Source organism: Streptomyces sp. NBC_01217, from assembly GCF_035994185.1.
Lineage (GTDB): Bacteria > Actinomycetota > Actinomycetes > Streptomycetales > Streptomycetaceae > Streptomyces.
This window is the reverse complement of sequence record NZ_CP108538.1, coordinates 953,135-975,771: the sequence shown is the minus strand read 5'-3', so window position 1 is coordinate 975,771 and position 22,637 is coordinate 953,135. Positions and strand designations below refer to the sequence as shown.

Genomic DNA, 22,637 nt, shown 5'->3' with positions numbered 1-22,637 from the left:
GATAAGCTCACTTTTGGGGCTGTTCCTTGGGGGGAACAGAATGTTCCGGGGGGAAGGCGGGCGTCCATGTCCGATGCCGATCGTCACAAACCGTTCGAAGGCCGCACACTGCTGGTCGTCTCGACGAACTATGCGCCTGAGCTGACGGGCATCGGCCCGTACGCCGCGCAGCTTGCCGAGCACTGGGCCGCGTCCGGTGCCGAGACCCATGTACTGACCGGCATGCCGCACTATCCGTCCTGGCGGACGGAGGCCGAGTACCGGGGCGTGTGGCGGATCACCGAGAAGCGGGCCGGGGTCACCGTCCACCGGCGAAGACATTATGTGCCCCCCCGTCAGACAGCCCTGCGCCGGGCCGCGTTCGAGGCCACGGTGCTCGGGCACGGCCTGCTGTCCCCGCCCCTCCCGCGTCCGCCGGACGCGGTGATCGCCCAGCTGCCCAGCCTCGCGGGCGGTGTCATCGGGGCCCGGCTGGCCCGCCGCCACAAGGTCCCGTACATCCCGGTCGTACAGGATCTGATGGGTGCCGCCGCCGCGCAGAGCGGAATCCGGGGCGGCGGCCGGGCGGCGGCAGTCGCCTCGGCGGCCGAACGGTACGCGCTGCGCGCCGCCGCCCTCGTCGGAGTCATACACGAGAGCTTCGTGCCCCGGGTCACCGCGTACGGCGTGGACCCGGGACGCATCCGTGCCGTCCCCAACTGGTCGCATGTGCGGCCTCCTTCGGCCGACCGTGCCCGGACCCGGGCGCGACTCGGCTGGAGCGAGGGCACCCCCGTGGTCCTGCACTCCGGGAACATGGGTCTCAAACAGGGCCTGGAGGTCCTCGTCGACGCGGCCCGGCTGGCGCCTGAGGTCCGCGTCGTGCTGATGGGGGACGGGAATCAGCGCGAGGCGCTGCTGAGACGTGCGACGGGACTGCGCAACCTCGACTTCCTGCCGCCCGCGGGGGCCGACGAGTTCACGGACATCCTCGCCGCCGCCGATGTGCTCGCGGTGACCCAGCGGGCCTCCGTGCTCGACATGAGCGTCCCGTCCAAACTCACCTCGTACTTCGCCTCGGGCCGCCCCGTCGTCGCCTCGGTCGCCGACGGAGGAGGCACCGCACAGGAGGTCCATCGCTCCGGCGCCGGGATCCTCGTCGCACCCGAGGACCCCGCCGCGCTGCTGTCGGCCGTACGCAAGCTCGTCGAGGCGCCCGCCGCAGCCGACGCACTCGGCGCGAACGGACCGCGGTACGTCACACACCACCTGAGCCGGGAGGCGGGCCTGGCCCGCTTCGACGCACTGCTCACCGAGGCCCTCGCGGACGCACAAGGGAGACCACGCCGATGACCCAGCCGATCCGCGCCCTGGAGGACCAGGACGAACCCGCGTTGCTGAGGGACCAGTTCCGCCAGCTCCTGCGCTACCGCGCACTGCTCGCCTCCGGCGTGGTCCTCGGACTGCTCGGCGGTGGCTGGCTCGCCCTCAGCGGCGAGGAGAGCTACACATCGACCGGCGAAGTGGTCGTACGCTCCGCCGCCTCGGACCCCTTCGCCGCGGGCGCCTCCGCCGACAAGGGGATCAACATCGGCTCCGAACGGCAGACCGCCGTCAGCGACACCGTCGGCACCCTGGCCGTCGGCTCCCTGGCCGCACACGGCGACCGGGTGGAGGTCGGGAACCTGCTCTCCGGCCTCCAGGTCACGAACCCGCCGAACACCCTCGTGCTCCGCTTCTCCTACACCGGGCGCACCCCCGCCCTGGCCAAGGCACGGGCCGAGGCGCTCGCCGACGCCTACCTGGAGATCCGCAGACAGCGCACCGAGGACAGCATCGCCAACATGGTCGACGGCTACCGCGCCCAGCTGAAGCCCCTCACCGAACAGCGCGACCAACTGGCGCAACAGGACGGCACGAGCAATGACGTGACCAGCGCCCGGGCCAACCTCGTGGTCTCGATCTCCGAACTCAGCCGGAAGATCTCCGAGTTGCGTGCCCTGGACACCACCCCCGGCTATCTGACGAAGAAGCCCGTCGTACCGACCGAGCCCACCGGCGCGGGGCTGCCCCTGCTGCTGGGACTCGGCGGCGTGGTCGGACTCGCGCTCGGACTGCTCCTGTCGTGGGTACGGCTGGTCTTCGACCCGGCCGTGCGGTCCACCAGGGAGCTGGTCCGTTCGCTCGGCGCCCCGCTGCTCGGCACCCTGCCCAGGGAACGGGCGGCCGCGGGCGGGCTGCTGGCGATCGGACGGAGCGGGAGCAGGCTCGCCGAGGAGTACCGGGCGGTCGCCTTCCGGCTCGCCTACGACCCCTCGTTCGCCCAGCGCCGCAGACTCCTGGTCACGGCCCCGCGCGGCGACGGCGACGCGGCGGCCGCCGCCGCGGTCAACCTGGCCGCGGCCTTCGCCGAGATGGGGCGTGACGTGCTCCTCGTCGAGGCCGATCTGCGTACCCCCTCGCTGGCCAGGGACCTCGGCCCGGCCGTGCAGGGCGCCGGGCCGCGCTGGGCGTCGGAGGGCGAACGGGCCTGGCCGTCGGACAGCCGGATGAATGTGGACGTCCCGGGGTCGGGCGCCTTCACCCTGATAGCGGGCCGGCGCACGGACAACGTGCCGCGGGCCCTGACCTCCGCCCCCGTCGGACGGATCGTCGCCGAGGGCGACCGGCCCGGCGCCGTCGTCATCGTGCTGGCCCCGCCCGTCCTCTCGTACGCCGACGCCGTCGCACTGATCGACCGCGTGGAGGGCGTCGTCGTGGTCTGCGACCCGCGCGAGGTGCACCGCAGCGACCTGGAGCGGATCCGCGAGATCATCGGGGCGGCCGGGGGCTCCGTGCTCGGCGCCCTGCTGCACCCCGGCCGCAGCCGCTACGAGCGCCGGACCCGCAAGAAGGCCGGCAGGCGCCACACCGGCGGCCGGTCCGGCTCCGCGCCGGGCCGGGACGACGGGGAGGGCCGCGGCGGCCCGGAGCACACCGGTGACCCGGCCGAGACGCTCGGCCTGCGCACCTTCGACTCCACCATGGGACGCAGATGAGGGCACGGACCGCGATCGTCTGCTCGGTCGCGGACCAGGGCGTGGCGGCGCTCACCAACATCCTGGTGCTGGTGGCCGCCGCCCGGCTCTCCACCGTGGCCGACTTCGCCCGCTTCTCGGCGGTCTACCTCGTCTTCACGGTGCTGCTGGGGGTGTTCGGCGCGTACACCGGGCAGCCGCTCGTGCTGCGGCGCGGCGAGGGCGAGGAGGTACGCGGCGCGTGCCGGTCGGCGGTCGCCTTCACCCTGCTCGCCGCGTCGGCGCTCGGCGCGCTGCTCGCCCTCGTCTGCCTGCCGCTGCCCGGAGCCACCGCACGCGCCCTGATGGTGCTGGGGCTCGTGCTCCCGGTGGTCCTGGGGCAGGACACCATGCGGTACGCCTTCTCCACGCTGCACCTGCCCCACCTGGCACTGGCGAGCGACGTCCTCAGGCTGATCTGTGTCCTGGGCGCGCTGTCCGTGCAGCCGTACGGTGCCCCGGCCGCCCGGCTCGTCACCGTCTGGGGGCTGTCCGCGCTGCCCGCCCTGCTGCTGTCGGCCGCCCTGCTGCACCGCCGGGTGGCGAATTCGCCGCTGCGGCCAGGGGTCCTGCTGCGAAGGGGCCATCTGGGGCGGCGCTTCGTCGTGGAGTTCGGGGTGGGCAACGCCACCAGTCAGCTCTCCGTGCTCGCACTCGGCATGGTCGGCAACCCGCTGGTGGTCGGCGCCCTGCGTGGCGCGACCACCCTCTTCGGGCCGCTGAACGTGCTGTTCACCTCGGCCACCGGCTTCGGCCCGCCCCTGCTCGGCCGCCTCGACTCCGAGCGGCGCAGGGTACGCGCGACGGCGACGCTCGCCGCCGTCCTGGCCGCGACAGCCGGCGCCTGGGCCACCGCGCTAGCCCTGCTGCCCGACACGATCGGGCGCCAACTGCTCGGCGACACCTGGCCCACGGCGGCCGCACTGCTCCCGGCGACCGGCAGCCAGTACGCGGCGATGGCCGTCGGCACCTGCGGGCTGCTGGCGCTGCGGCTGCTCGACCCCCGTACGACCCTCTCCATCCAGGTGGTCTTCTCGCTTGCCGCCGTCGCCTTCCTCACCGGCGGCTATGTGCTCGGCGGGGTGCCGGGTGCCGCCTGGGGCCTGTGCCTGGGGTCCGTGTGCAAGGCGGCGGCCACGTGGACCCGGGTGGCCCGGCTCAGACGCCGTACCCCGGCACAAAAGGCACCCGTCAGTGCGAACGCGGTCCGCTCCGGCTCCTGAAGCTGGTGATCAGCAGCAGACAGAGCACCGCGATCGCCAGCTTCCCGACGGACTGCAGCAGCGGCCCGCGCAGCAGAATGAAGGTGTACCCGGCGATCAGCGGCGCGGCGACGGCCAGAACACTGCCGGGACCCGGGCCGTCCCGCGAAACCGCTCGCGCATAGCGCCGGTCGCTGCGCGCGGCGGCGTACCCGATCAGTGCGAGACCGCCGACCATGCCCGGCGCGCCGAAGTCGACCCAGAGCTCGGTCCACAGCGGCGCCGACAGGTTGGTCATGTTCATCCCCATCCACTGACCGACGCGCACCCCCGTGTCCTCCGGCTTGCCGCTCCACACCGACCGGGGCACGAAGAACAGTGCGGAGCCCGCCAGTTGACGTCCATAGGTGTGGCCGCGGGTGTCGACCCAGGTGATGGTGTTGGCGAACATCACCGTCTGGTCGTAGTCCTTGGTGGCCAGCGGCTCGAAGACCGAGGACGAATCCACCGGGCGGTACCCGGCGCTGTCGTAACGGAACCGGTCCGCGTACGGGAACAGCACCAGCGCCCCGACCACCCCCATGGCCAGCACCGACCGGTACATCGCCGCACTGCTCGGGAACGCCGTGAACAGCAGCGAGACCAGGACGGTCAGGAACCAGTAACGGGCATTGGAGACGGGGTTGTTGACGATGACGTTGACAACCACAAGACCGCACCAGACCAGAACCGTCGAGGGCGAGCGCCGGGCCCTGCGCGAGGTCACCAGCCGGCGGGTGCTGAAGAGCAGCGCCAGCAGCGCGGGCACCGTACCGAAGCCCTTGAGGAAGGCGGATCCCACATTGGACTCGCTCGACGCCACCCCGCTGACCGCGACCGACGCGCTGATCTCCTGACGGCTGGTGAAGAAGATCGCGGGACCGCCGAGCTTCACGACGTAGTAGCCGCTCGCCACGAAGGCCAGCACCACCAGCAGCCTGAGCCGCCCCCGGTGCGCGGTCGCCGGACCGCTCCCCGAGCGTGCCGTCGCCCTTCGGCGCAGCGGCCGCCGGGACGCCAGCAGCGCCCCGAGGTCGAAGGCGGCACACCCCACCAGGACCAGCGCGATGGCCGTCATCAGATCCGATCGCGGTCCGACCATCGGGGTGGGGGTCTGCCCGATGACCGCCTGCGCGAACGGTGCCACCCCCATCGCGATGTACACGAACATCCAGAACACGCCCTGCAGCAGCCGTCGTCGCGTCGACAGGATCATCGTGGCGAGCCGGGCCCCCGCATAACAGGTCAGTACCAGCTGCAGCCAGTACGCGGTGTCCCGGACGCCCGTCCCGGGCTGCGCGGCGATCACCGCGGGCAGGAAGCAGACCAGGCCCAGGATGAGCGGCACGGCCAGGGCCCGCGAAAGCATCGCCCACGACATGGGCTTCGCCGGTGGCTGGACCGGGTTGCGCGGGCCGTGCTGCGGTGCGGGTGCGGACGGGGCCGCCTCGTGCACGGACGTCATCTGCTCCCCGTTCCGTGGTCCTGTGAACACTCTAACGAATCAACCCACTTGGGGGGTTTGGATGACTAGTCTGTGAATGACCGGCCGAGGTTGAGGGGAACCCTGGTGAAGATCCTGCACGTCGTCACACTGCACACCCCGGACCATGCGTTCGGTGGCCCGACGAGAGTGGCGCTCAATCTGTCGAAGGTCCAGCGGGCCGGGGGCGACGACGCCCGCATCATGGCGCTGGGCGACGGCTTCGAGGGCCGGCTGCCGTGCGAGGTCGAAGGAGTGCCCGTCCATCTCTTCCCGGCCCGCCATCTGCTCCCCATGTTCGAGGTCAGCGGCATCACCTCCGGGGCGCTGCTCCTCGCCGCCCGCCGGATGATGCGCGGCGCCGATCTCGTCCACGTCCATCTGATGCGCGACCTGGTCACGCTGCCTGCCGCGCTGCTCGCGCTGGCCTCCCGCACCCCCCTGGTCGTCCAGACGCACGGCATGGTGGACCCGACCGAGAAGCGGGTCGCCCAGCTGACCGATCTGCTGGGCGTACGCAAGGTGCTGCGCCAAGCCGACGCCGTACTGCATCTGACCGAGACGGAACGCCTCGATGTGAACGCGGTCGCCGCACCTGTGCCGTTGACCCGCACCGTACGGCTGGTCAACGGCGTCCGACCGCAGGAGCGCAAGCCCGCCCGGGAGCCGGGGCGGCCGCCGACGGTCCTCTTCCTGGCCCGGATCCAGGAGCGCAAGCGGCCGGAGGACTTCGTCGCCGCGATGCCGATGGTCCTGGCCGAGTACCCCGACGCCCGGTTCGTGCTGGCCGGTCCCGATACCGGGGCCCTGCCCGGAACCCTCGAACTCGCCCGCAGGCTCGGGGTGATGGACAGTCTCGACCATGTGGGGCCGCTCGACCACGAGGAGGTCCTGGAGGCGGGACGGCAGGCCGATGTGTATGTACTGCCGTCGATCGAGGAACCGCTGGGCGTCTCCGTACTCGAAGCGATGTCGGTCGGCACACCCGTGATCATCACCCGCACCTGTGGCCTGGGCCCCGATGTCGCGGCGGCGGGGGCGGGCCGGGTGATCGACAGCCGTGTCGGCGAGGACGGGAGGAACGCGCTCAAGGTCGCCGCGGCGATCGTGGACCTCCTCGGACCCGAGGCCAACGACCGGGCGGGCCAGGCCGCCTGGGACCTGGTCAATGCGGACTTCACCATCGAGGTGGTGACCCGGACCCTCCGGCGGACCTACGAGGACGTGGTCCGCCGGAAGGGACGCCGAGTCAAGCCGTCTTCCCCTCACGGGACTTGAGAGCGATCTGCCAGCGGTAGAAGCTCATCGCCAGCGCGAAGTCGAAGCCCGCCCGCCCGTCGAGGAACCCCCGCCGGTACACGTACATGTACGCGAACGACACCAGGGGCTTGAACGGCGCCTTGTGGAAAAGCTGCCCCTGCCGCGACTTCACCCTCCGCACCTGCTCCTTGACCTCGGGATGGTGCTCCAGCCACGCCTCCCAGTCCGAGTACCGGTTGTGCCGCTCGAACCAGGCGGTGACCGGGTCGAGGTCCTGGTGCTCGATCGGATTGCGGAGCGAGGCGGCCGACTCGGCGACCGGCTGGTAGTGGCCCTCGACCTCGCCGATGCCCGGCGCGTCGAGATCCCCCACCTCCGGGTACCGGCAGCGGGTGCGGTCGGTCAGCGACCGCTTGCGGATGGTGTAGCCGTGCCGCAGCCGCTTCCCCGAGAACCAGTAGCCGAGCGGTATGTCGTACGCCGCCGGCTTCGGCACGCCGGGATCGGCGAAGATCTCCCGCAGTTCGGCCAGCAGACCGGGGCTGAGCCGCTCGTCCCCGTCGAGCAGCAGAATCCAGTCCAGGTCGGTGCGGACATGGTCCAGGCACCACTGCTTCTTGCGCGGATGGCCGCCGTCCCAGGTGTACGTGACCACCTCGGCCCCGCACTCCTCGGCGATCTTCGCCGTGTCGTCCGTACTGTGCGAGTCGACGACGACGACGGCCTCGAAGTGGCCGAGCACCGACTTCACGGCCTCGGCGATGTTCAGCCCCTCGTTCTTCGTGGGGATCGCCACGGCTATCGGCAGCTTGCTCATCCATGGTCTCCTTCGGGCAGCCAGGCGTAGCAGCCTGTGGAGGTGAAGGCGCGGGCCGCCTTCGGGACGGTGATCTCGGCCCGCTTCCCGGAGTGGGAGGAGCCCGACACGAGGGTCCTGCCGTCCGCCCCGGTGATCTGCCAGGCGCAGTTCGCGGTGGGAGTGACGTCGCGGTAGCGGCCCGGCCGGACCTGGTCGCCCTTGTACGTGCCGTCGGCGTACCCCCGTGAGGCCTCCCGCACCAGGTCTGCGTGCTGGGTGCACAGATGCTCGACGGCGGGCCGGGCGTCGGCGATCTCGCCCGTCACGATCGCGCCGACCGCGGTGTCCCGGTCGACCTTCACGAGGTACGTCAGCTTGTCGCAGGTCTCCTGTCCGGTCTGGAGCACGGCCGCCGGGTCCACGCCCTCGGGCACCCGGTCGACCAGATACTCCTTCTGCTTCTTGTTGAAGGAGCCGGTGGCCGGGGTGAGTTCATCGGTGGGAAGTTTCGGTGCTTCGCTCGTCCGCGGAGCCGAAGGGCCGCTGGATTCGGCGTCGCCGGGACCGGCCGATGGCGCGGTGACAGGGGCCCGGGTGGCCGAGGCCGCGGCGTCGCTCGCCGACTTGTGCCCGTCGGAGGACGAGCCGCAGGCGGCCAGCGCCGCCGTCAGTACGACGACGGCGGCGCCGGCCAAGAACGGATACCTCATCCACCATTCCTCAGGGCGTAGTGGGCACTGACCTGCGAGCTGCTCAGGGCGGTCGGGTAGACGGCGGTCTCGTCGATCTGCCCGGCGAAGAAGCCGCTCGTCGGCTGGTTCGGCCAGCTGTTCAGGTTGTCCCCGCCCACCCGCCAGTAGCCGTTGTAGTTCTCGTTGGTGGTGTACAGGGCGTTCGAGGCACGGAGCTGCCCGTCCACGTACAGCGCGAGGCCGCCGGCGCCCTGGGTGGCGACGACATGGTGCCAGGCGCCGTCGTTGTAGGCGGCGGGCGTCGTGATGGTTCTGGTGCCGCCGCTGTAGACCCCGAAGTTCAGCCGCCCGTCATTGCGCATGTACACATGCTTGTCGTACCGGTTGCTGTTCTGCATGGTCAGATTGCCGAAGCCGATGATCTTCCCCCCTCTGGTGGTCGTCGTCTTGATCCAGGTCTCCAGCGAGAACCTGGTGGGCTGTGCGTGCCGCTCGTTGCTGTAGGCGTACTGGCTCGATCCGTTGAAGCCGATCGCGGTCGAGGCACCCGCGACGGCGGCCGGAGTCTGGCGGTAGGCGGGGGAGTTGCGCAGGAATCCGTTGTCGAGACCGGCGCCGGTGTCCGCGGCGAAGGTCGAGGTGCCCTCGTCGTAGCGCCAGTACAGCGAGGCGCCGTCGGCCAGCACCCTGGCCGGATAGGACTCGGCCGCGGACGCCACGGTGGCGGACATGGCGGGGGACTTGGCGCTGGTGTTGGTGCCGTCACTCGCGCTGATGCGGTAGGAGTGGGTCTCGCCCGCGGCCACGTCCGTATCGGTCCACCTCAGCTGCGGCCGGTCCCAGAACAGCGAGTAACCCGTGGTCGTGTACACCGGGGTGCTCGCGCCGTCCTTGTAGATCCGGTAGGTGAGCTCCCCGTCGTCGGTGTCGAAGCTCGTCTGCCAGTTGACCTCCACCTTGCCCGGGGCGACCGTGGACAGGCTGACGTTCGGTACCCAGGGTGCCCCGGTGTCGGGACCGTCGGCGAACCGGGTGAGGCTCTGCTGCGCGGAGCCGTTGACGGTGGTGAACTCGCCGCCCACCCACAGATAGTGGTGGCCGCCCTTGTCGGTCTGCGCCATCACCCGCGGTCCGACCGGCTCACCGATGCCGTCGTTGGTGTCCGGGAACCAGGGGAGCAGCTTCGGGTCGTCGACGGACTGGGCCAGCAGATGCTTGCGCGGCTGGTCGGGGAACTCGTCCATGCTGGCGCAGTCGTGCGCGTGACTCCCGCTGTACAGCACGCCGTTGTGGACCAGGACGGCCTGGGTGGCGCCCAGGCAGGTGTCCCGCCAGCGCTGTTCGAAGGTGCTGAGGTCCAGCGCGATCCGGCCGTCGAAGACCCCGCCCCCGGTACCCTCGTTGGCGGTGTAGAAGCCGGTGGCGTCCGTCGTCAGGTCCTGCACCGTGGAGGTGTTCGGAATGAAGCCGGGGTAGCTCTTGGCGAGGGCCCCGGTGGTGGCGTCCACCACGGCCAGCGCGTGCGACGTGGTGCCGTTGACGGTGAAGAAGTCACCGCCGATCAGCACGTGCTGTCCGTCGGGCGTCAGTTCCACGGCCCGGCCCACCTCGTCGGTGTTGGCCGTCCACGGCTTCAGCGCGGCGCCCGTGGTGACCGCGGCGAACTTGTTCCGGGTCTGTCCCGCCACGGTGTTGAAGTCGCCGCCCAGATAGACGGTGTCGTCCGTGACGGCCAGGGCCCGTACCGTCGCGGAGACGGAGACCTTGAAGTCCTGGCGCGGGGTGCAGGTCGCCGTGTCGATCGCGGCGACATTGCTCACCCCGACCCCGCTCACCGCGCCGAACTGCCCGCCGACGTACAGGGTCTCCTGGTCGGGGGAGAGCGCGAGCGCCCGTACCGTCGCCGTCCCCGACGAGAGGGTGAACGACAGGCTGCAGCCGGTCGGCGCACCGGTCGCCGCGTCGAACGCGGCGAAGTTCACCGCTGCCTCTTCGGAGGTGCCGGCGGGTGCGTCCGGCGGCCGGACGGTGGAGAAGGTGCCCCCGGTGTAGACGACACCGGCATCCGACGCGGCCATCGACCAGACGATGCCGTTGGTCTGCCAGGTGGTGAGGTCGTCCGCGGTCAGGGAGACAGGTGGGGTGAGTGCCGCGGCCGGGGAGCCCCCGGACGCGGCGGCGGTCAGGGCTCCGGCGAGCAGGCAGAGCGCGGCGGCCGCGGCACGTGCCCTGCCACGTCCGAAGGGTCTGCGCCCCGTACTTCCGTTCATCATTCAGCTCCGAAGGTGAGAACGAGCTGCGGCGACAAGGCCGCGGTTCCTGCCTCGTCCGACCGGTGGCGGGGACTGTCCGTCCCTCTGCCGGTGCGGGCGAGTGAGTGGTCCTGGCCCTGGGCCCGGACCTGTGCGGGCGCGTTCGGGTCCACCGGGCGGCCGGTGGAGAGCGAGGTCGTGCCCGTTCTGGTCCCCGGCACGGTCGTGGGGTACGACGGCCGGGTGCTGTGGGGGACGGCCGGACCGGCCGGTGCGCCGGTGAGCGGCGCCACGGTGCGGTTGCCGGCGGGGACCGGATCTCTCATCGGTCCACCCGTACGGCCGTTCCGGCGAGTTGGTCGGACAGCTGACGGATGTCCGCCTCGACCATGATCCTGGCGAGCTCCTGCGACTTCACGGCCGGTTTCCAGCCGAGCAGTTCCTCGGCCTTGGCGGCATCGCCGATCAGCGCGTCGACCTCGCTGGGGCGTTCGTACTTGGCGTCGTAGCGGACGTGCTCCCGCCAGTCCAGGCCGGCGTGCGCGAAGGCGTACTCCAGGAACTGCCGGACGCTGACGCCCTCGCCGGTGGCCACCACGTAGTCGTCGGGGCTGTCGCACTGCAGCATCCGCCACATCGCGTCGACGTACTCGGGGGCATAGCCCCAGTCGCGCACGGCATCGAGATTGCCCAGGTGGAGATGGGTCTGCAGACCGGCCTTGATCCTGGCCACGCCACGGGTGATCTTGCGGGTCACGAACGTCTCGCCGCGGCGCGGGGACTCGTGGTTGAAGAGGATCCCGTTCACCGCGAACATCCCGTACGCCTCGCGGTAGTTGACGGTCGCCCAGTACGAGTAGACCTTGGCGACGCTGTAGGGGCTCCGCGGATGGAACGCGGTCTTCTCGTTCTGCGGCGGCGGGGTGGCGCCGAACATCTCCGACGAGGACGCCTGATAGATACGGGTGTCGATCCCGCTCGCGCGGACGGCCTCCAGCAGCCGGATGGTGCCGAGACCGGTGATGTCACCGGTGTACAGCGGGGCGTCGAACGAGACGCGGACATGCGACTGCGCGCCCAGGTTGTAGACCTCGTCCGGCCGGATGTCGCGCAGCAGATTCACCAGCGCGACCCCGTCGGCGAGGTCCGCGTGATGCAGGAAGAACGAGCGGTTCTCCTCCTCCGGACCCTGGTAGATGTGGTCGATCCGCTCGGTGTTGAAGCTCGACGAGCGGCGTATCAGCCCATGGACCGTGTACCCCTTGTCGAGCAGCAGCTCGGACAGATACGAACCGTCCTGTCCGGTCACGCCGGTGATGAGCGCGGTCTTCGCCACGACTCCCCCCCTCTGTGTTCGCCTGAAAGGTTGTTGGTTCCCACCGAAATATCGGAATTGAGCGATCTGCGGCAAAACATCACCGCGGCCTGCGGCTGCTGGCACAATCCGAGCCATGACGACTGATCTCCCCGGCCCTCCCCAGGAAACCGTCCGTCCCCTCCTACGACCCGGCGCCCGCATATTCGTCGCGGGCCACCGCGGCCTGGTCGGCTCGGCGGTGGTGCGCCGCCTCACCGCCGCCGGACACGAGGTGATCACCCGCGACCGCGACCGCCTCGATCTGCGCGACGCCGCACGGACCGAGGCGTTCTTGAGCGAGGTCCGTCCGGACGCCGTGGTGCTGGCCGCCGCCAAGGTCGGCGGGATCATGGCCAACAACACGTATCCGGTGCAGTTCCTCGAAGACAATCTGCGCATCCAGCTGAGCGTCATCGCCGGAGCCCATGCCGCCGGGGTGGAGCGGCTGCTCTTCCTCGGCTCGTCCTGCATCTACCCCAAGCTCGCCCCGCAGCCGATCCCCGAAAGCGCCCTGCTCACGGGCCCGTTGGAGCCGACCAACGAGGCGTACGCACTGGCCAAGATCGCCGGAATCGTGCAGACCCAGTCCTACCGCCGGCAGTACGGCGCCTCGTACATCAGCGCCATGCCCACCAACCTCTACGGCCCGGGCGACAACTTCGACCTGGAGACCTCGCACGTACTGCCCGCGCTGATCCGCCGCTTCCACGACGCGCGAAGGGACGGCTCGCCCGCGGTCACACTCTGGGGCTCCGGCAGCCCCCGCCGCGAATTCCTGCACGTCGACGATCTGGCCGCCGCCTGCCTCCTGCTGCTGGAGCGTTACGACGGCGACGAACCCGTCAACGTCGGCTGCGGCGAGGACCTGACGATCCGTGAACTCGCCGAGACCGTACGAGATGTGACGGAATATCAGGGATCCGTTCAATGGGACACGTCCAAGCCCGACGGCACCCCGCGCAAGCTGCTGGACGTCTCGCGCCTCACCTCCCTCGGTTTCGCCCCGAGGATTGCGCTGCGCGACGGGATCGCCCGCACGTACGCATGGTGGCTGGAGCGGCAGACCGCGCAGGTCTGAGCGGATCCCGCGGGTCCACCGGTACGGGCCGGCCGCCGCAACCGGGCGGCCGCCCGTCCCCCCGGCCCCGCACGGCCGGTGGTTTCGCACTTCTCGCATCCTTCGGCCGCCGCTCTCAGTACGCCCCGCGGCCGTCGGTGACGGCGCGCAGCGTACGGGCCATGAGTCCCATGTCCGTGGCCACCGACCAGTTGTCGACGTACCACAGGTCGAGCGAGACGGTCTCCTGCCAGGACAGGTCCGAGCGCCCGCTGACCTGCCACAGGCCGGTCAGCCCCGGCCGGACCGCGAGCCTGCGCAGCTCCCGCTCGTCGTAGCGCGACACCTCCTCGGGCAGCGGAGGCCGCGGGCCGACCAGCGACATGTCGCCGCGGAGCACATTGAGCAGCTGCGGCAGCTCGTCGAGGGACGTCCGGCGCAGCAGACGGCCTATTCCGGTCACCCGGGGGTCGCGGCGCATCTTGAACATCGGACCGTCGTTCTCGTTCGCCGTGATCAGCTGCGCCTTGTGGCTCTCGGCGTCCACGACCATCGTCCGGAACTTCCACATGGTGAACGGCCGGTTGTGCTGTCCGTGGCGTATCTGGCGGTGGAAGACCGGCCCGTGCGAGCCGAGCCGCACCGCCGCCCCTATCAGGAGCAGCAGGGGTGCGAGTACCAGCAGACCGAGGGCGGCGCCGGTACGGTCCACCAGGGACTTCAGGATCATCTGCGGTCCCCGGCGCAGCGGTGGCGCGATGTGCAGCAGGGTCAGCCCGGCCGCCGCGGACGGCCGTACCCGGGCGGCCGCGATGCCCGAGAGCTCGGACAGCACGGAGAGCGCGAGCCCGCCGTCGTGCAGTGCCCAGGAGAGCCGCCGCAGCCGCTCCTCGGTGAGCTGCGGCCCGGGCACCACCAGAGCCAGGTCCGCGTCATGGGCGAAGGCGCCGCCCAGCACGGTCGAGGCATCGTCGTCGGCCGGTGCGGGTGCGAGCCTGCCCGGCACCTGGACCCCGCACTCCAGCGGTTCGGCCCCCACCGGTATGGCGGCCACGACCGCATACGGATGGTCCGCACGGGAACTCAGCAGTTGTACCGCGCGTTTTACCCCTGGAGCCTCACCGACCACCAGAACCCGGCGGACCGCCCGCTGGCGCCGCCCCGGCCAGGGCAGCCGGCCCACCCCCCATATCGTCATGCCCACGATCAGGCCGGGCAGCAGTGCCACGACCGCCGTCGCGGGATCGACCCGGTCACCGGTCATGGTCCGCAGCACGGCGAGTAGGCCGATGAGCAGCAGCCAGTCGCCGGCCGTGCTCAGCATCCCGGGCGAATGGCCCGGAGGCCGGTCCGCGTACCGGCCTCGCACGGCCCGTACACCGGCCCAGGCGAGTGAGGCCACGGCCGCGGCGACCGCGGCCCGCGCCTGCTCGCCTGCCCGCAGGACGAGCCATGCCGGCATCCCCAGGCCGAGAAGTTCGGCCCCGATGACGACCGGCAGGCGTCTGCCCGTCCTTCTCTTCGTCGCGGCCGGTCCTGAATGTTCGCGCTGTGCGCTCGGCGCCCTCCATAGATCGTCGAGTTCTTTGCTGCGAGGCCGATTCGAAGCAGTCCGTGGACGTGGCGCCCCCGCCAGTCCCACAGGTCCTGATCTGTCCGAATCGGGTAGCTCGACATGCCCCATGAACCCCCCAGTCACAGTTGCATCGCCACAAACGGGGCGCATCCGTCGATCCCATGGACTGACGGATGCGCCCTCGCTCGCTGCACGATATCCACACACGTGCCATTTCGCTGGAGTTCCAGTGAAGTTCAGACATGCCCACCGACTCGGAACTCGTCCCGTTCCGCGCTGGATCTCGTGGTCTGTGGGTGCCTGTTCGCATTTGGAAGGCACCGGAATCGGTTTGTGTGCGGACATGTACGTCACCAGTTGCATGGCCTCGCCAACAGGTTTGTCTGGGAAAATGCGGCGTCGGGTTCAAGACACCCGGCCATGAGCGAAAGTGGTGACGTGCGGTGACTCCCGCGGAGAAGAACTGGGCCGGAAACATCACGTTCGGGGCGCGGCGGCTGAATATGCCCCACTCCGAGGCCGGGCTGCGGGAATCGGTCTCCGCCTCGACCGCGGTGCACGCGCTCGGCACCCGGCACTCCTTCAACACCGTCGCCGACACGCGCGGTGACCTGGTGTCGGTGGCCGGGCTGCCCCGCAGGGTCGAGATCGACCGGGAGGCGGGTGCGGTCACGGTCGCCGCGGGGCTGCGCTTCGGGGAGTTCGCCGATGTCCTGCACCAGAACGGATACGCCCTGCACAACCTCGGTTCGCTGCCGCACATCTCGGTCGCCGGGGCCAGTGCGACCGGAACTCATGGTTCCGGCGTCGGTAACAGTTCCATTGCGGGGGCCGTCCGGGCCCTGGACATGGTCACGGCCGATGGCCGGAAGGTATCGCTGAGGCGCGGCGACGCGGACTTCCCCGGAGCCGTGGTGGCCATGGGGGCGCTGGGCGTGGTGACCGCGCTGACGCTGGACCTGGTGCCCGCCTTCGACGTACAGCAGTGGGTCTACGACGATCTGCCGGAGGCCGCGCTCACCGGCGGGTTCGACGAGGTGATGTCGGCCGCGTACAGCGTCAGTGTCTTCACCGACTGGCGTGAGGGCCCGCTCAATCAGGTGTGGCTCAAGCAGCGAGTGGGCTCCGGGGGGCCGCAGGAGGCGCCCGGCGAGTGGCTCGGGGCACGGCTCGCGGACGGACCGCGCCATCCGATCGCCGGGATGCCGGCCGAGAACTGCACCCGCCAGCAGGGCGTTCCCGGACCGTGGCACCGGCGCCTTCCGCACTTCCGCCTGGAGTTCACCCCCAGCAACGGGGACGAACTGCAGACCGAGTACTTCGTCGCCCGGCAGGACGCACCGGCGGCGTACGAGGCGCTCGGCCGGCTCCGGGAGCGGATCGCCCCGCTGCTTCAGATCACCGAGATCCGCACCGTCGCCCGCGACGATCTGTGGCTGAGCCCGGCGTACGACAGGGATTCGGTCGCCTTCCACTTCACCTGGGTGCCGGACACGGCCGCCGTCGCACCGGTGCTCGGGGCGATCGAGGAGGCCCTGGCACCGTTCGGCGCGCGGCCGCACTGGGGCAAGGTGTTCACCACCGCTCCCGAGACACTGCGCACGCTGTACGCGAAGTACGCCGACTTCGAGCGGCTGACCGCCCGGTTCGACCCGGAGGGCAAGTTCCGCAACGACTTCCTGGCCCGCCACTTCCGGAGGTGAGCCGCCCCCGCGGGACGAGCCGGAACGCGCGCCCGGGCCCGGCCGGGTGGATCCTGGTGGCAGGACCGCGTCGTGGCGGCGCACCGGGGCCGGGCGCGGTCGCAGGGAGGTGCGCGATGACACGCACGCTGGAGTGGAAGGTCCGCGTCGGTCTGTCCGAGGAGGACGGTACGACCAGGGCGGAGGCGGTGCTGGACACCGGTTCCGAAAGACTCGTCGGACACGGGGTCGCCCGCTGCAACCCGCAGGACGTGGACATCCCCGCCATCGGCGACGAACTCGCGGCGAGCCGTGCCATGAAGGACATCGCCGTGCAGCTGATGAAGGCCGCCGACCAGGAACTGGAGACGGTCGGAGCCGGACCCGCGAGCGGTCCCGTGGCACCGCCGTACGCATGGTCCGACACCACGGCCTGAACCCTCGGCCCGGCAGGCGTCCCGCCTGCCGGGCGGCGGGGCGGCGGCCGGAACATCCGGCGGCATGGGCGCGAGGGGCGGCGGCCGATGCGTGAGATCCTCCCGGTGCTCAGCCGCTGGTACGCCGCCGGGGAGCCGTTCGGGCTGGCCACGGTCGTCGGGGTCAGCCGCAGCGCACCGCGCGGCCCCGGCGCCGCGATGGCCGTGGGCCCGGACGACGAGGTCGTGGGCAGCGTCTCCGGCGGCTGCGTGGAGGGCGCGGTCTTCGAACTGGCCAAGGAGGTCGCCGAGACCGGCCGGGCCCGGCTGGAGACCTTCGGCTACAGCGACGAGGACGCCTTCGCCGTCGGCCTCACCTGCGGCGGTGAGATAACTCTTCTCGTACGCCCCGTGACGGCGGCGTACGACCCCTCCTTCGGCGAGGTCGCCGCAGCGGTCGCCGCACACCGCCCGGTGGTGGCCGCCACCGTGACCGACGGGCCCGCCCCGCGCGGCGCCGTGCTCGCCGTCCGGCCGGACACCGTCTCCGGATCGCTGGGCGCGAGCGGCCTGGACGCCGCGGTCACCGCCGACGCGCGCGGGGAACTCGCCCAGGGTGCGACTGGCCTGCGGCACTACGGCCCGAACGGCGAACGGCGTGAGGACGATGTCACCGTGTTCCTCCAGTCGTTCGCCCCGCCGCCGAGGATGCTGGTCTTCGGCGCGATCGACTTCGCCGCCGCGGTGGCCCGGATCGGTGCGTTCCTCGGCTACCGCGTCACCGTTTGCGACGCGCGCCCCGCCTTCGCCGACCCCCGGCGTTTCCCGGACGGCGCTGAGGTGGTCGTCGACTGGCCGCACCGGTATCTGAGCGGCACGGAGGTCGACGGGCGGACCGTGATGTGCGTACTCACCCACGACCCGAAGTTCGACGTCCCGCTGCTGGAGGTGGCGTTGCGCACCCCGGCCGCTTACATCGGAGTGATGGGCAGCCGCCGGACCCACGAGGACCGCCTGGCCCGGCTGCGCGAGACCGGACTCGAAGAGGCGGAACTGGCGCGGCTGCGCTCACCCATCGGCCTCGACCTCGGCGCGCGCACCCCCGAGGAGGTGGCCGTCTCGATCGCGGCGGAGATCGTCGCACGCCGCTGGGGAGGCACCGGCAGGCCGCTCGCGGACACGGCCGGAGCGATCCACCCGCCGCGACCCGAGCCCATGTGACCCCGGAGATCCGTGTCCCGGCCGCATGCGGCGTGCCGGTCGCCGTGTCCACAGCGGGTGCCTGCCGCGGGAGCCGTAGCGTTGCGCGCGGAAGGGACCGACGCCGGGTGCGGGGGAGCCATGTGCTGGAGTGCGACTGCCGATCTCGTCGCGGGCACGGCCATCACCGCCGTCGGCGTGGCGTGTGTCGCGCAGGCACGCCGGGTCCGTGATCTGCCCCTCGCGGCGCTGCCGCTGCTCCTCGGGGCCCATCAGATCATCGAGTCGGTGATCTGGCGCTCGGGCGGCGGCACCGGGCCCGCGACCATTGCCTGGGCCGTCATCGCCCTGCCGCTGCTGCCGTTGTGGGTTCCGCTGGGAGTGCTGTGCGCCGCACCACCGCACGCCCGACGCCGGTTGCTGGTGCCGCTCGCGGCCGGAGTCGCGACGGCCGTCGCCCTTGCCCACTGCCTGGCGACCCGTACCGTGACCGCCGAGATCCGCGGCCACACCCTCGGCTACGTCCTCGGTCTGCCCCGCTCCGGGCTCCTCGTCGGCGGGTATCTCCTGGCCACGGTGGGCTCGCTGCTCCTGTCCGGGGACCGCCTGCTGCGACGGCTCGGCGTGCTCGTCGCGGTCGGGGCCGCCGCCTGTGCGGCGCTGTGGCGGCTGGAGTTCATCTCGACCTGGTGCGCCTTCGCCGCGGTGTGTTCGGTGGTCCTGCTCGGCTGGACCCGCCGACGCCCCGTGGAGCAGAACGTCTAGCTAGACGGACCGGGGCAGTCCGATCGGGTTCGGGAACGGCAGCAGCTTCGCCTCCAGCACCTGCCGGGCCGGCAGCTCCAGCGCGGCGAGCAGCGCGTCCACCATGCTGTCGCCGAGAGGGTGCAGCAGCCGGGCGGCCAGCCGGTCGGTGGTGGCCTCGATCAGGTCCCGCTCCTCACGGCCGCGCGATGTGACAGCCGCCTGCGCGTCGATCAGCCCGCGCGAGCGCAGCCGTTCCTCGGCTGACGCCCATTCCTTGTCGCCCCAGCCCCGGTCGAGCTGGATGCCCTCGCGCGGAACACGGTCGGTGGCGGCGGCCAGGACGAGCGCCTCGGGGGCGTCGAGACCGTGGTCGGCAAGCGCGGCGGCGTGCGCGTCACCGCGGAACTCCCGCAGCGTGGTGGTGAGTTGCCACAGGCGTTCCACCGGGTCGGCGCGGTCGCACAGCGGCCGGTTCGCGGCGAACAGCGGGCGTGCGAGCGCCGATGCCGCCTCCACCATCGCGGCGATCGGCACAGCGAGCTGTTCGGCGAGCGTGTCGATGCCGGGGACGAGCCTGCGCAGCGCCCGCGCGGCGAGCTTCGCCCGCAGGTCCGTCAGCGTCTCGGGGGTGACGATCTGCCAGGCGGCGGGCAGCGCCCGGGCCACCATCCCCGGGGCGAAGACGGCCAGGACCGCGGTCGCGGCCTCGGGGCGGACCGGCCCCATGGGGGCGGTCCGGGTGGCGAAGTACCCCATCCAGAAGCCCTTGAGGCCGACGGACCTGCCGATGCCCCGGCACTCCTCGTCGAAGTAGATCACCGCGTGGAGCGGTTCGGTGCGCAGCCACAGTGCGCGGGGTCTCGACTCCATGACAGTCAACCTAACGCCCACGGCACCGGATCCGCCGCACGACGGCGGGCGGTCAGCGGCCGAAAGAGCCGTTGCCCGCCCGCCGTCACGCACCGGGGAGCGCTGGTGGCGACCGCCTCAGGCGGCCCCGCCGAAGTGCCGCTCCACGATCGCCGCGGCATCGGTGCCGCGCGGCAGGATGCCGTACTGGTGGCCGCGGGCCTCGCCGAGACGGGCTGCCACGAATGCCTCTGCCATCGCCTCGGGAGCATGACGCAGCATCAGGGAGGCCTGCAGGGCCAGCGCCATGCCCTCGACCGCCGCCCGGGCGCGGGTCTGCGCGGCGATCGGGTCGCCCAGGTCCTCGGCCAGCTCCCGGCGTACCCGGCGGACGTGCGCGTCCAGTACGGAACTGGCACCGGCCGTGGTCTCCAGCTCGGTCCAGAAGGCGTCCAGCGACTGCGGGGTCCTGGCGATGCCCCGCAGCACATCGAGCGCGATGACGTTGCCGGAGCCCTCCCACACCGCCATCACGGGCTGTTCGCGGTAGCGCCGGGCCAGCGGCCAGTCCTCGGTGTAGCCGTTGCCGCCCAGGCACTCCAGCGCCTCGTAGGCGTGATGCGGGCCGCGCTTGCAGATCCAGTACTTGGACACCGCGGTGGCCAGCCGCCGGAACATCTCCTCGGACTCGCCGCTGCCGGCCTCGTACGCGTGGGCCAGACGCAGTGAGGTCCAGGTCGCGGCCTCCGTCTCCAGCGCCAGATCGGCGAGGACCGCCGTCATGGCCGGCTGGTCGGCGAGCCGGGCGCCGAACGCGCTGCGGTGCCGCGCGTGCCAGATCGCCTCGGACACCGACTGGCGCATCCCGGCGGTGGTGCCGAGCACACAGTCGAGCCGGGTGTGGTTGACCATCTCGATGATGGTGGGGACACCGCGGCCGGGCTCGCCGACGCGTACCGCCCAGGTGCCGTCGAACTCCACCTCGGAGGAGGCGTTCGACTTGTTGCCGAGCTTGTTCTTCAGCCGCTGGATACGGACGGTGTTACGGGTGCCGTCGGCCAGGACCCGCGGTACGAGGAAGCAGGTGAGCCCGGCCTCGGCCTGGGCCAGGACCAGGAAGGCGTCCGACTGCGGGGCCGAGAAGAACCACTTGTGGCCGGTCAGCAGATGGGCCCGGCCCTCGGGGTCGGAGGCCAGCCGGGTGGCCCGCGTGGTGTTGGCGCGGACGTCGGAGCCGCCCTGCTTCTCCGTCATCCCCATGCCGAACGTCAGCCCGGACTTGCTGCCCGGGGTGATCAGCCGGGGGTCGTACGAACGGCTGAGCAGGCCCGGCAGCCAGTCCCGCCCCACGTCCGGATCGCGCTGCAGGACCGGGACCACGGCATGCGACATGGACATCGGGCAGGCGTGGCCGGGTTCGATCTGGGCGAACAGCATGAACGAGGCCGCCCGCGCCACCGCCGCTCCGGGCTTCGGGTCGGCCCAGCCCGCGGTGTGCGTGCCATGGCTCACCGCAGCGCCGATGACCTCGTGGTACGCGGGGTGGAAGTCGATCTCGTCGACGCGGTTGCCGTAACGGTCGTGGGAGCGCAGCACGGGCGGGGAGGTGTGGGCGAGCTCCGCGTCGGTCTGGAAACGCTCGGAACCGACCAGGGTGCCGATGTCGTGCAGCTCCGGTTCGTGCCAGGAGGCGCCGAAGGTCCGGACGGCCTGGGCGAGCGGCAGATTGGTGCCGTACTCGTCGAGACCGGTCCGGGGCGGGGCCTGGTTGGTGACCTCATGGGTGGGGTGCGGCGCGGGGGCCTGCGGCAGAAGGCCGGTCCGCTGCGTGGTGACGGTCATCGCGGGGTTCCTGTCCTGGGTCGATGGGAGGGGCGGATGCCGGCAGCTGCGCGTTCTGCGCGGGCAGCTCACCTGCGGCGATACCGGCCATGATGTTCTGAACATCGATTCATATCTTCCTCTTCACTCAACCACTGTTGTTCTCGCGGTGCAATGGCCTGCTGTCGAACTGTTCTTCTCCTTTCCCTGGGTAAGCGAACTAGTGTTCATGGCTGCGCGGGTGGTGGCTGTTACGGAGTTTCCCGACCGGTCGCGCAGGGTGCGCGTATGTGCGCGCCGGGTGCCGGATGTCGCCGCGGGCCGCCTCCGCGGGGCGTCGCGCGGGTGGGTGCAACGGGCAGGGGTTGACAGGTACCCGGACGGTCGGGGTGTGTGCCGATTGCAGATGCGTGTGACGGAAATGTCCGTACTTCGTAACACGTATCGGGGTGACTTTCGTTACTCGGGCAAAAGGGCCACAGTGTGCGTTCTCGGCAACAGGCCGGGACCGAACAACGCTCGGACCGCACAGTCCGGGCCCGCACAAAAAGGGGTCTTCATGTCCCGTTCCGCACGGCGGTTCACCGCTACCGTTCTCGCTTCAGGCGCACTGGTGGCCGCCGCCGCACTGCCCGCGACCGCAGCCGACCACGACCGCGGTCACGGCCAGTCCTACCCGCGCTCGGCCGTGGTCCTGGGCGCGATCCAGTACGACAGCCCCGGTTTCGACAACGGCACCAACCGCAGCCTCAACAGCGAATGGGTGACCGTCACCAACACCAGCCGCTACCCCGTCAACCTCCGCGGCTGGACCCTGAGCGACGAGAGCCGCAACACCTACCGGTTCAATCTGTGGCTGGCCGGCCGCTCCTCGGTGCGTGTGCACACCGGCATCGGCCGCGACACCAGCCGCGACATCTACCAGGACCGCCGCAGCTACGTCTGGGACGCCAACGACACGGCGACTCTGAGGGACGCGCGCGGATACCGGGTCGACTCGACGTCCTGGGGCCGCGACCGCGACCGCGATCGTGACCACCGCGATCGTGACCACCGGGACCGTGACCACCGTGACCGCGACCACGATGGTCGCAACGGCCACCAGGGCCGCGACGACCGAGGCGGCCGCAACCACCACGACGGTCGCGGCTGACCCGGCCGGCGTCCGCT

19 protein-coding genes are annotated in these 22,637 nt (G+C 71.2%); 10 read left to right on the top strand and 9 right to left on the bottom strand.

Going from position 1 to position 22,637, the window contains the following annotated elements; genetic code table 11:
• Positions 1–66: 66 nt before the first annotated feature.
• Genes OG507_RS03975 through OG507_RS03965 form a run of 3 tightly spaced genes read left to right on the top strand, consistent with a single transcriptional unit; the run spans position 67 to position 4,258 of the window.
• Positions 67–1,332, top strand: coding sequence for a glycosyltransferase (locus tag OG507_RS03975; RefSeq protein ID WP_327365726.1), 1,266 nt, complete (start codon positions 67–69; stop codon positions 1,330–1,332).
• On the top strand, positions 1,329–3,017 hold the full coding sequence (locus tag OG507_RS03970; RefSeq protein ID WP_327365725.1) for a lipopolysaccharide biosynthesis protein: 1,689 nt from the start codon (positions 1,329–1,331) through the stop codon (positions 3,015–3,017). Before OG507_RS03975 ends, OG507_RS03970 begins: the two co-directional genes overlap by 4 nt.
• Complete coding sequence (locus tag OG507_RS03965) at positions 3,014–4,258, top strand: hypothetical protein (RefSeq protein WP_327365724.1); 1,245 nt, start codon at positions 3,014–3,016, stop codon at positions 4,256–4,258. The genes OG507_RS03970 and OG507_RS03965 overlap by 4 nt, the downstream gene beginning before the upstream one ends.
• On the opposite strand, the gene OG507_RS03960 is transcribed toward OG507_RS03965, so the two are convergent.
• The gene (locus OG507_RS03960) at positions 4,227–5,741 is read right to left on the bottom strand and encodes a hypothetical protein (protein WP_327365723.1); all 1,515 of its coding nucleotides are present in this window, start codon (positions 5,739–5,741) and stop codon (positions 4,227–4,229) included. The genes OG507_RS03965 and OG507_RS03960 overlap by 32 nt on opposite strands.
• Positions 5,742–5,846: 105 nt before the next feature.
• On the opposite strand from OG507_RS03960, the gene OG507_RS03955 reads away from it, so the two are divergent.
• The gene (locus tag OG507_RS03955; RefSeq protein ID WP_327365722.1) at positions 5,847–7,037 is read left to right on the top strand and encodes a glycosyltransferase; all 1,191 of its coding nucleotides are present in this window, start codon (positions 5,847–5,849) and stop codon (positions 7,035–7,037) included.
• Here OG507_RS03955 and OG507_RS03950 read toward each other — a convergent pair.
• Genes OG507_RS03950 through gmd form a run of 5 tightly spaced genes read right to left on the bottom strand, consistent with a single transcriptional unit; the run spans position 7,009 to position 12,098 of the window.
• A complete protein-coding gene (locus OG507_RS03950; protein WP_327365720.1) occupies positions 7,009–7,836 on the bottom strand; it encodes a glycosyltransferase family 2 protein in 828 nt (275 codons plus the stop codon). The two genes, OG507_RS03955 and OG507_RS03950, sit on opposite strands and share 29 nt — an antisense overlap.
• Complete coding sequence (locus tag OG507_RS03945; protein WP_327365719.1) at positions 7,833–8,528, bottom strand: hypothetical protein; 696 nt, start codon at positions 8,526–8,528, stop codon at positions 7,833–7,835. Before OG507_RS03945 ends, OG507_RS03950 begins: the two co-directional genes overlap by 4 nt.
• Positions 8,525–10,780 carry a LamG domain-containing protein gene (locus OG507_RS03940; protein WP_327365718.1) on the bottom strand — a complete coding sequence of 752 codons (2,256 nt, stop codon included), beginning with the start codon at positions 10,778–10,780 and terminating at the stop codon, positions 8,525–8,527. The genes OG507_RS03945 and OG507_RS03940 overlap by 4 nt, the downstream gene beginning before the upstream one ends.
• On the bottom strand, positions 10,780–11,088 hold the full coding sequence (locus OG507_RS03935; protein WP_327365717.1) for a hypothetical protein: 309 nt from the start codon (positions 11,086–11,088) through the stop codon (positions 10,780–10,782). Before OG507_RS03935 ends, OG507_RS03940 begins: the two co-directional genes overlap by 1 nt.
• Complete coding sequence (gene gmd, locus OG507_RS03930) at positions 11,085–12,098, bottom strand: GDP-mannose 4,6-dehydratase (RefSeq protein WP_327365716.1); 1,014 nt, start codon at positions 12,096–12,098, stop codon at positions 11,085–11,087. The genes OG507_RS03935 and gmd overlap by 4 nt, the downstream gene beginning before the upstream one ends.
• Positions 12,099–12,213: 115 nt before the next feature.
• Here gmd and OG507_RS03925 point away from each other — a divergent pair, with 115 nt between their 5' ends.
• The gene (locus OG507_RS03925) at positions 12,214–13,197 is read left to right on the top strand and encodes a GDP-L-fucose synthase family protein (RefSeq protein ID WP_327365715.1); all 984 of its coding nucleotides are present in this window, start codon (positions 12,214–12,216) and stop codon (positions 13,195–13,197) included.
• Between the two features lie 115 nt (positions 13,198–13,312).
• Here the strand turns inward: OG507_RS03925 and OG507_RS03920 are convergent, their stop codons facing one another.
• The gene (locus OG507_RS03920; protein ID WP_327365714.1) at positions 13,313–14,860 is read right to left on the bottom strand and encodes an exopolysaccharide biosynthesis polyprenyl glycosylphosphotransferase; all 1,548 of its coding nucleotides are present in this window, start codon (positions 14,858–14,860) and stop codon (positions 13,313–13,315) included.
• A gap of 335 nt (positions 14,861–15,195) precedes the next feature.
• Between OG507_RS03920 and OG507_RS03915 the strand changes: the two genes are divergently transcribed.
• The 4 genes from OG507_RS03915 (at position 15,196) to OG507_RS03900 (ending at position 18,815) form a co-directional block, all read left to right on the top strand.
• Positions 15,196–16,455, top strand: a complete 1,260-nt coding sequence (locus OG507_RS03915) for a D-arabinono-1,4-lactone oxidase (RefSeq protein WP_327365713.1) — start codon at positions 15,196–15,198, stop codon at positions 16,453–16,455.
• Positions 16,456–16,571: 116 nt separating this feature from the next.
• On the top strand, positions 16,572–16,871 hold the full coding sequence (locus OG507_RS03910; RefSeq protein WP_327365712.1) for a DUF1876 domain-containing protein: 300 nt from the start codon (positions 16,572–16,574) through the stop codon (positions 16,869–16,871).
• Positions 16,872–16,958: 87 nt separating this feature from the next.
• Positions 16,959–18,071 carry an XdhC/CoxI family protein gene (locus tag OG507_RS03905; RefSeq protein ID WP_327365711.1) on the top strand — a complete coding sequence of 371 codons (1,113 nt, stop codon included), beginning with the start codon at positions 16,959–16,961 and terminating at the stop codon, positions 18,069–18,071.
• A 120-nt stretch (positions 18,072–18,191) separates the two neighbouring features.
• A complete protein-coding gene (locus OG507_RS03900) occupies positions 18,192–18,815 on the top strand; it encodes a DUF6629 family protein (protein WP_327365710.1) in 624 nt (207 codons plus the stop codon).
• Here OG507_RS03900 and OG507_RS03895 read toward each other — a convergent pair whose 3' ends face one another.
• Together OG507_RS03895 and OG507_RS03890 are read right to left on the bottom strand one after the other, a co-directional pair.
• Entirely contained in the window at positions 18,816–19,667 is an 852-nt protein-coding gene (locus tag OG507_RS03895; RefSeq protein ID WP_327365709.1) for an SCO6745 family protein, read from the bottom strand. It abuts the gene before it with no gap.
• 117 nt (positions 19,668–19,784) lie between these two features.
• On the bottom strand, positions 19,785–21,488 hold the full coding sequence (locus OG507_RS03890; RefSeq protein ID WP_327365708.1) for an acyl-CoA dehydrogenase family protein: 1,704 nt from the start codon (positions 21,486–21,488) through the stop codon (positions 19,785–19,787).
• Positions 21,489–22,026: 538 nt separating this feature from the next.
• Here OG507_RS03890 and OG507_RS03885 point away from each other — a divergent pair.
• Entirely contained in the window at positions 22,027–22,620 is a 594-nt protein-coding gene (locus OG507_RS03885; protein WP_327365707.1) for a lamin tail domain-containing protein, read from the top strand.
• Positions 22,621–22,637 lie beyond the last annotated feature (17 nt).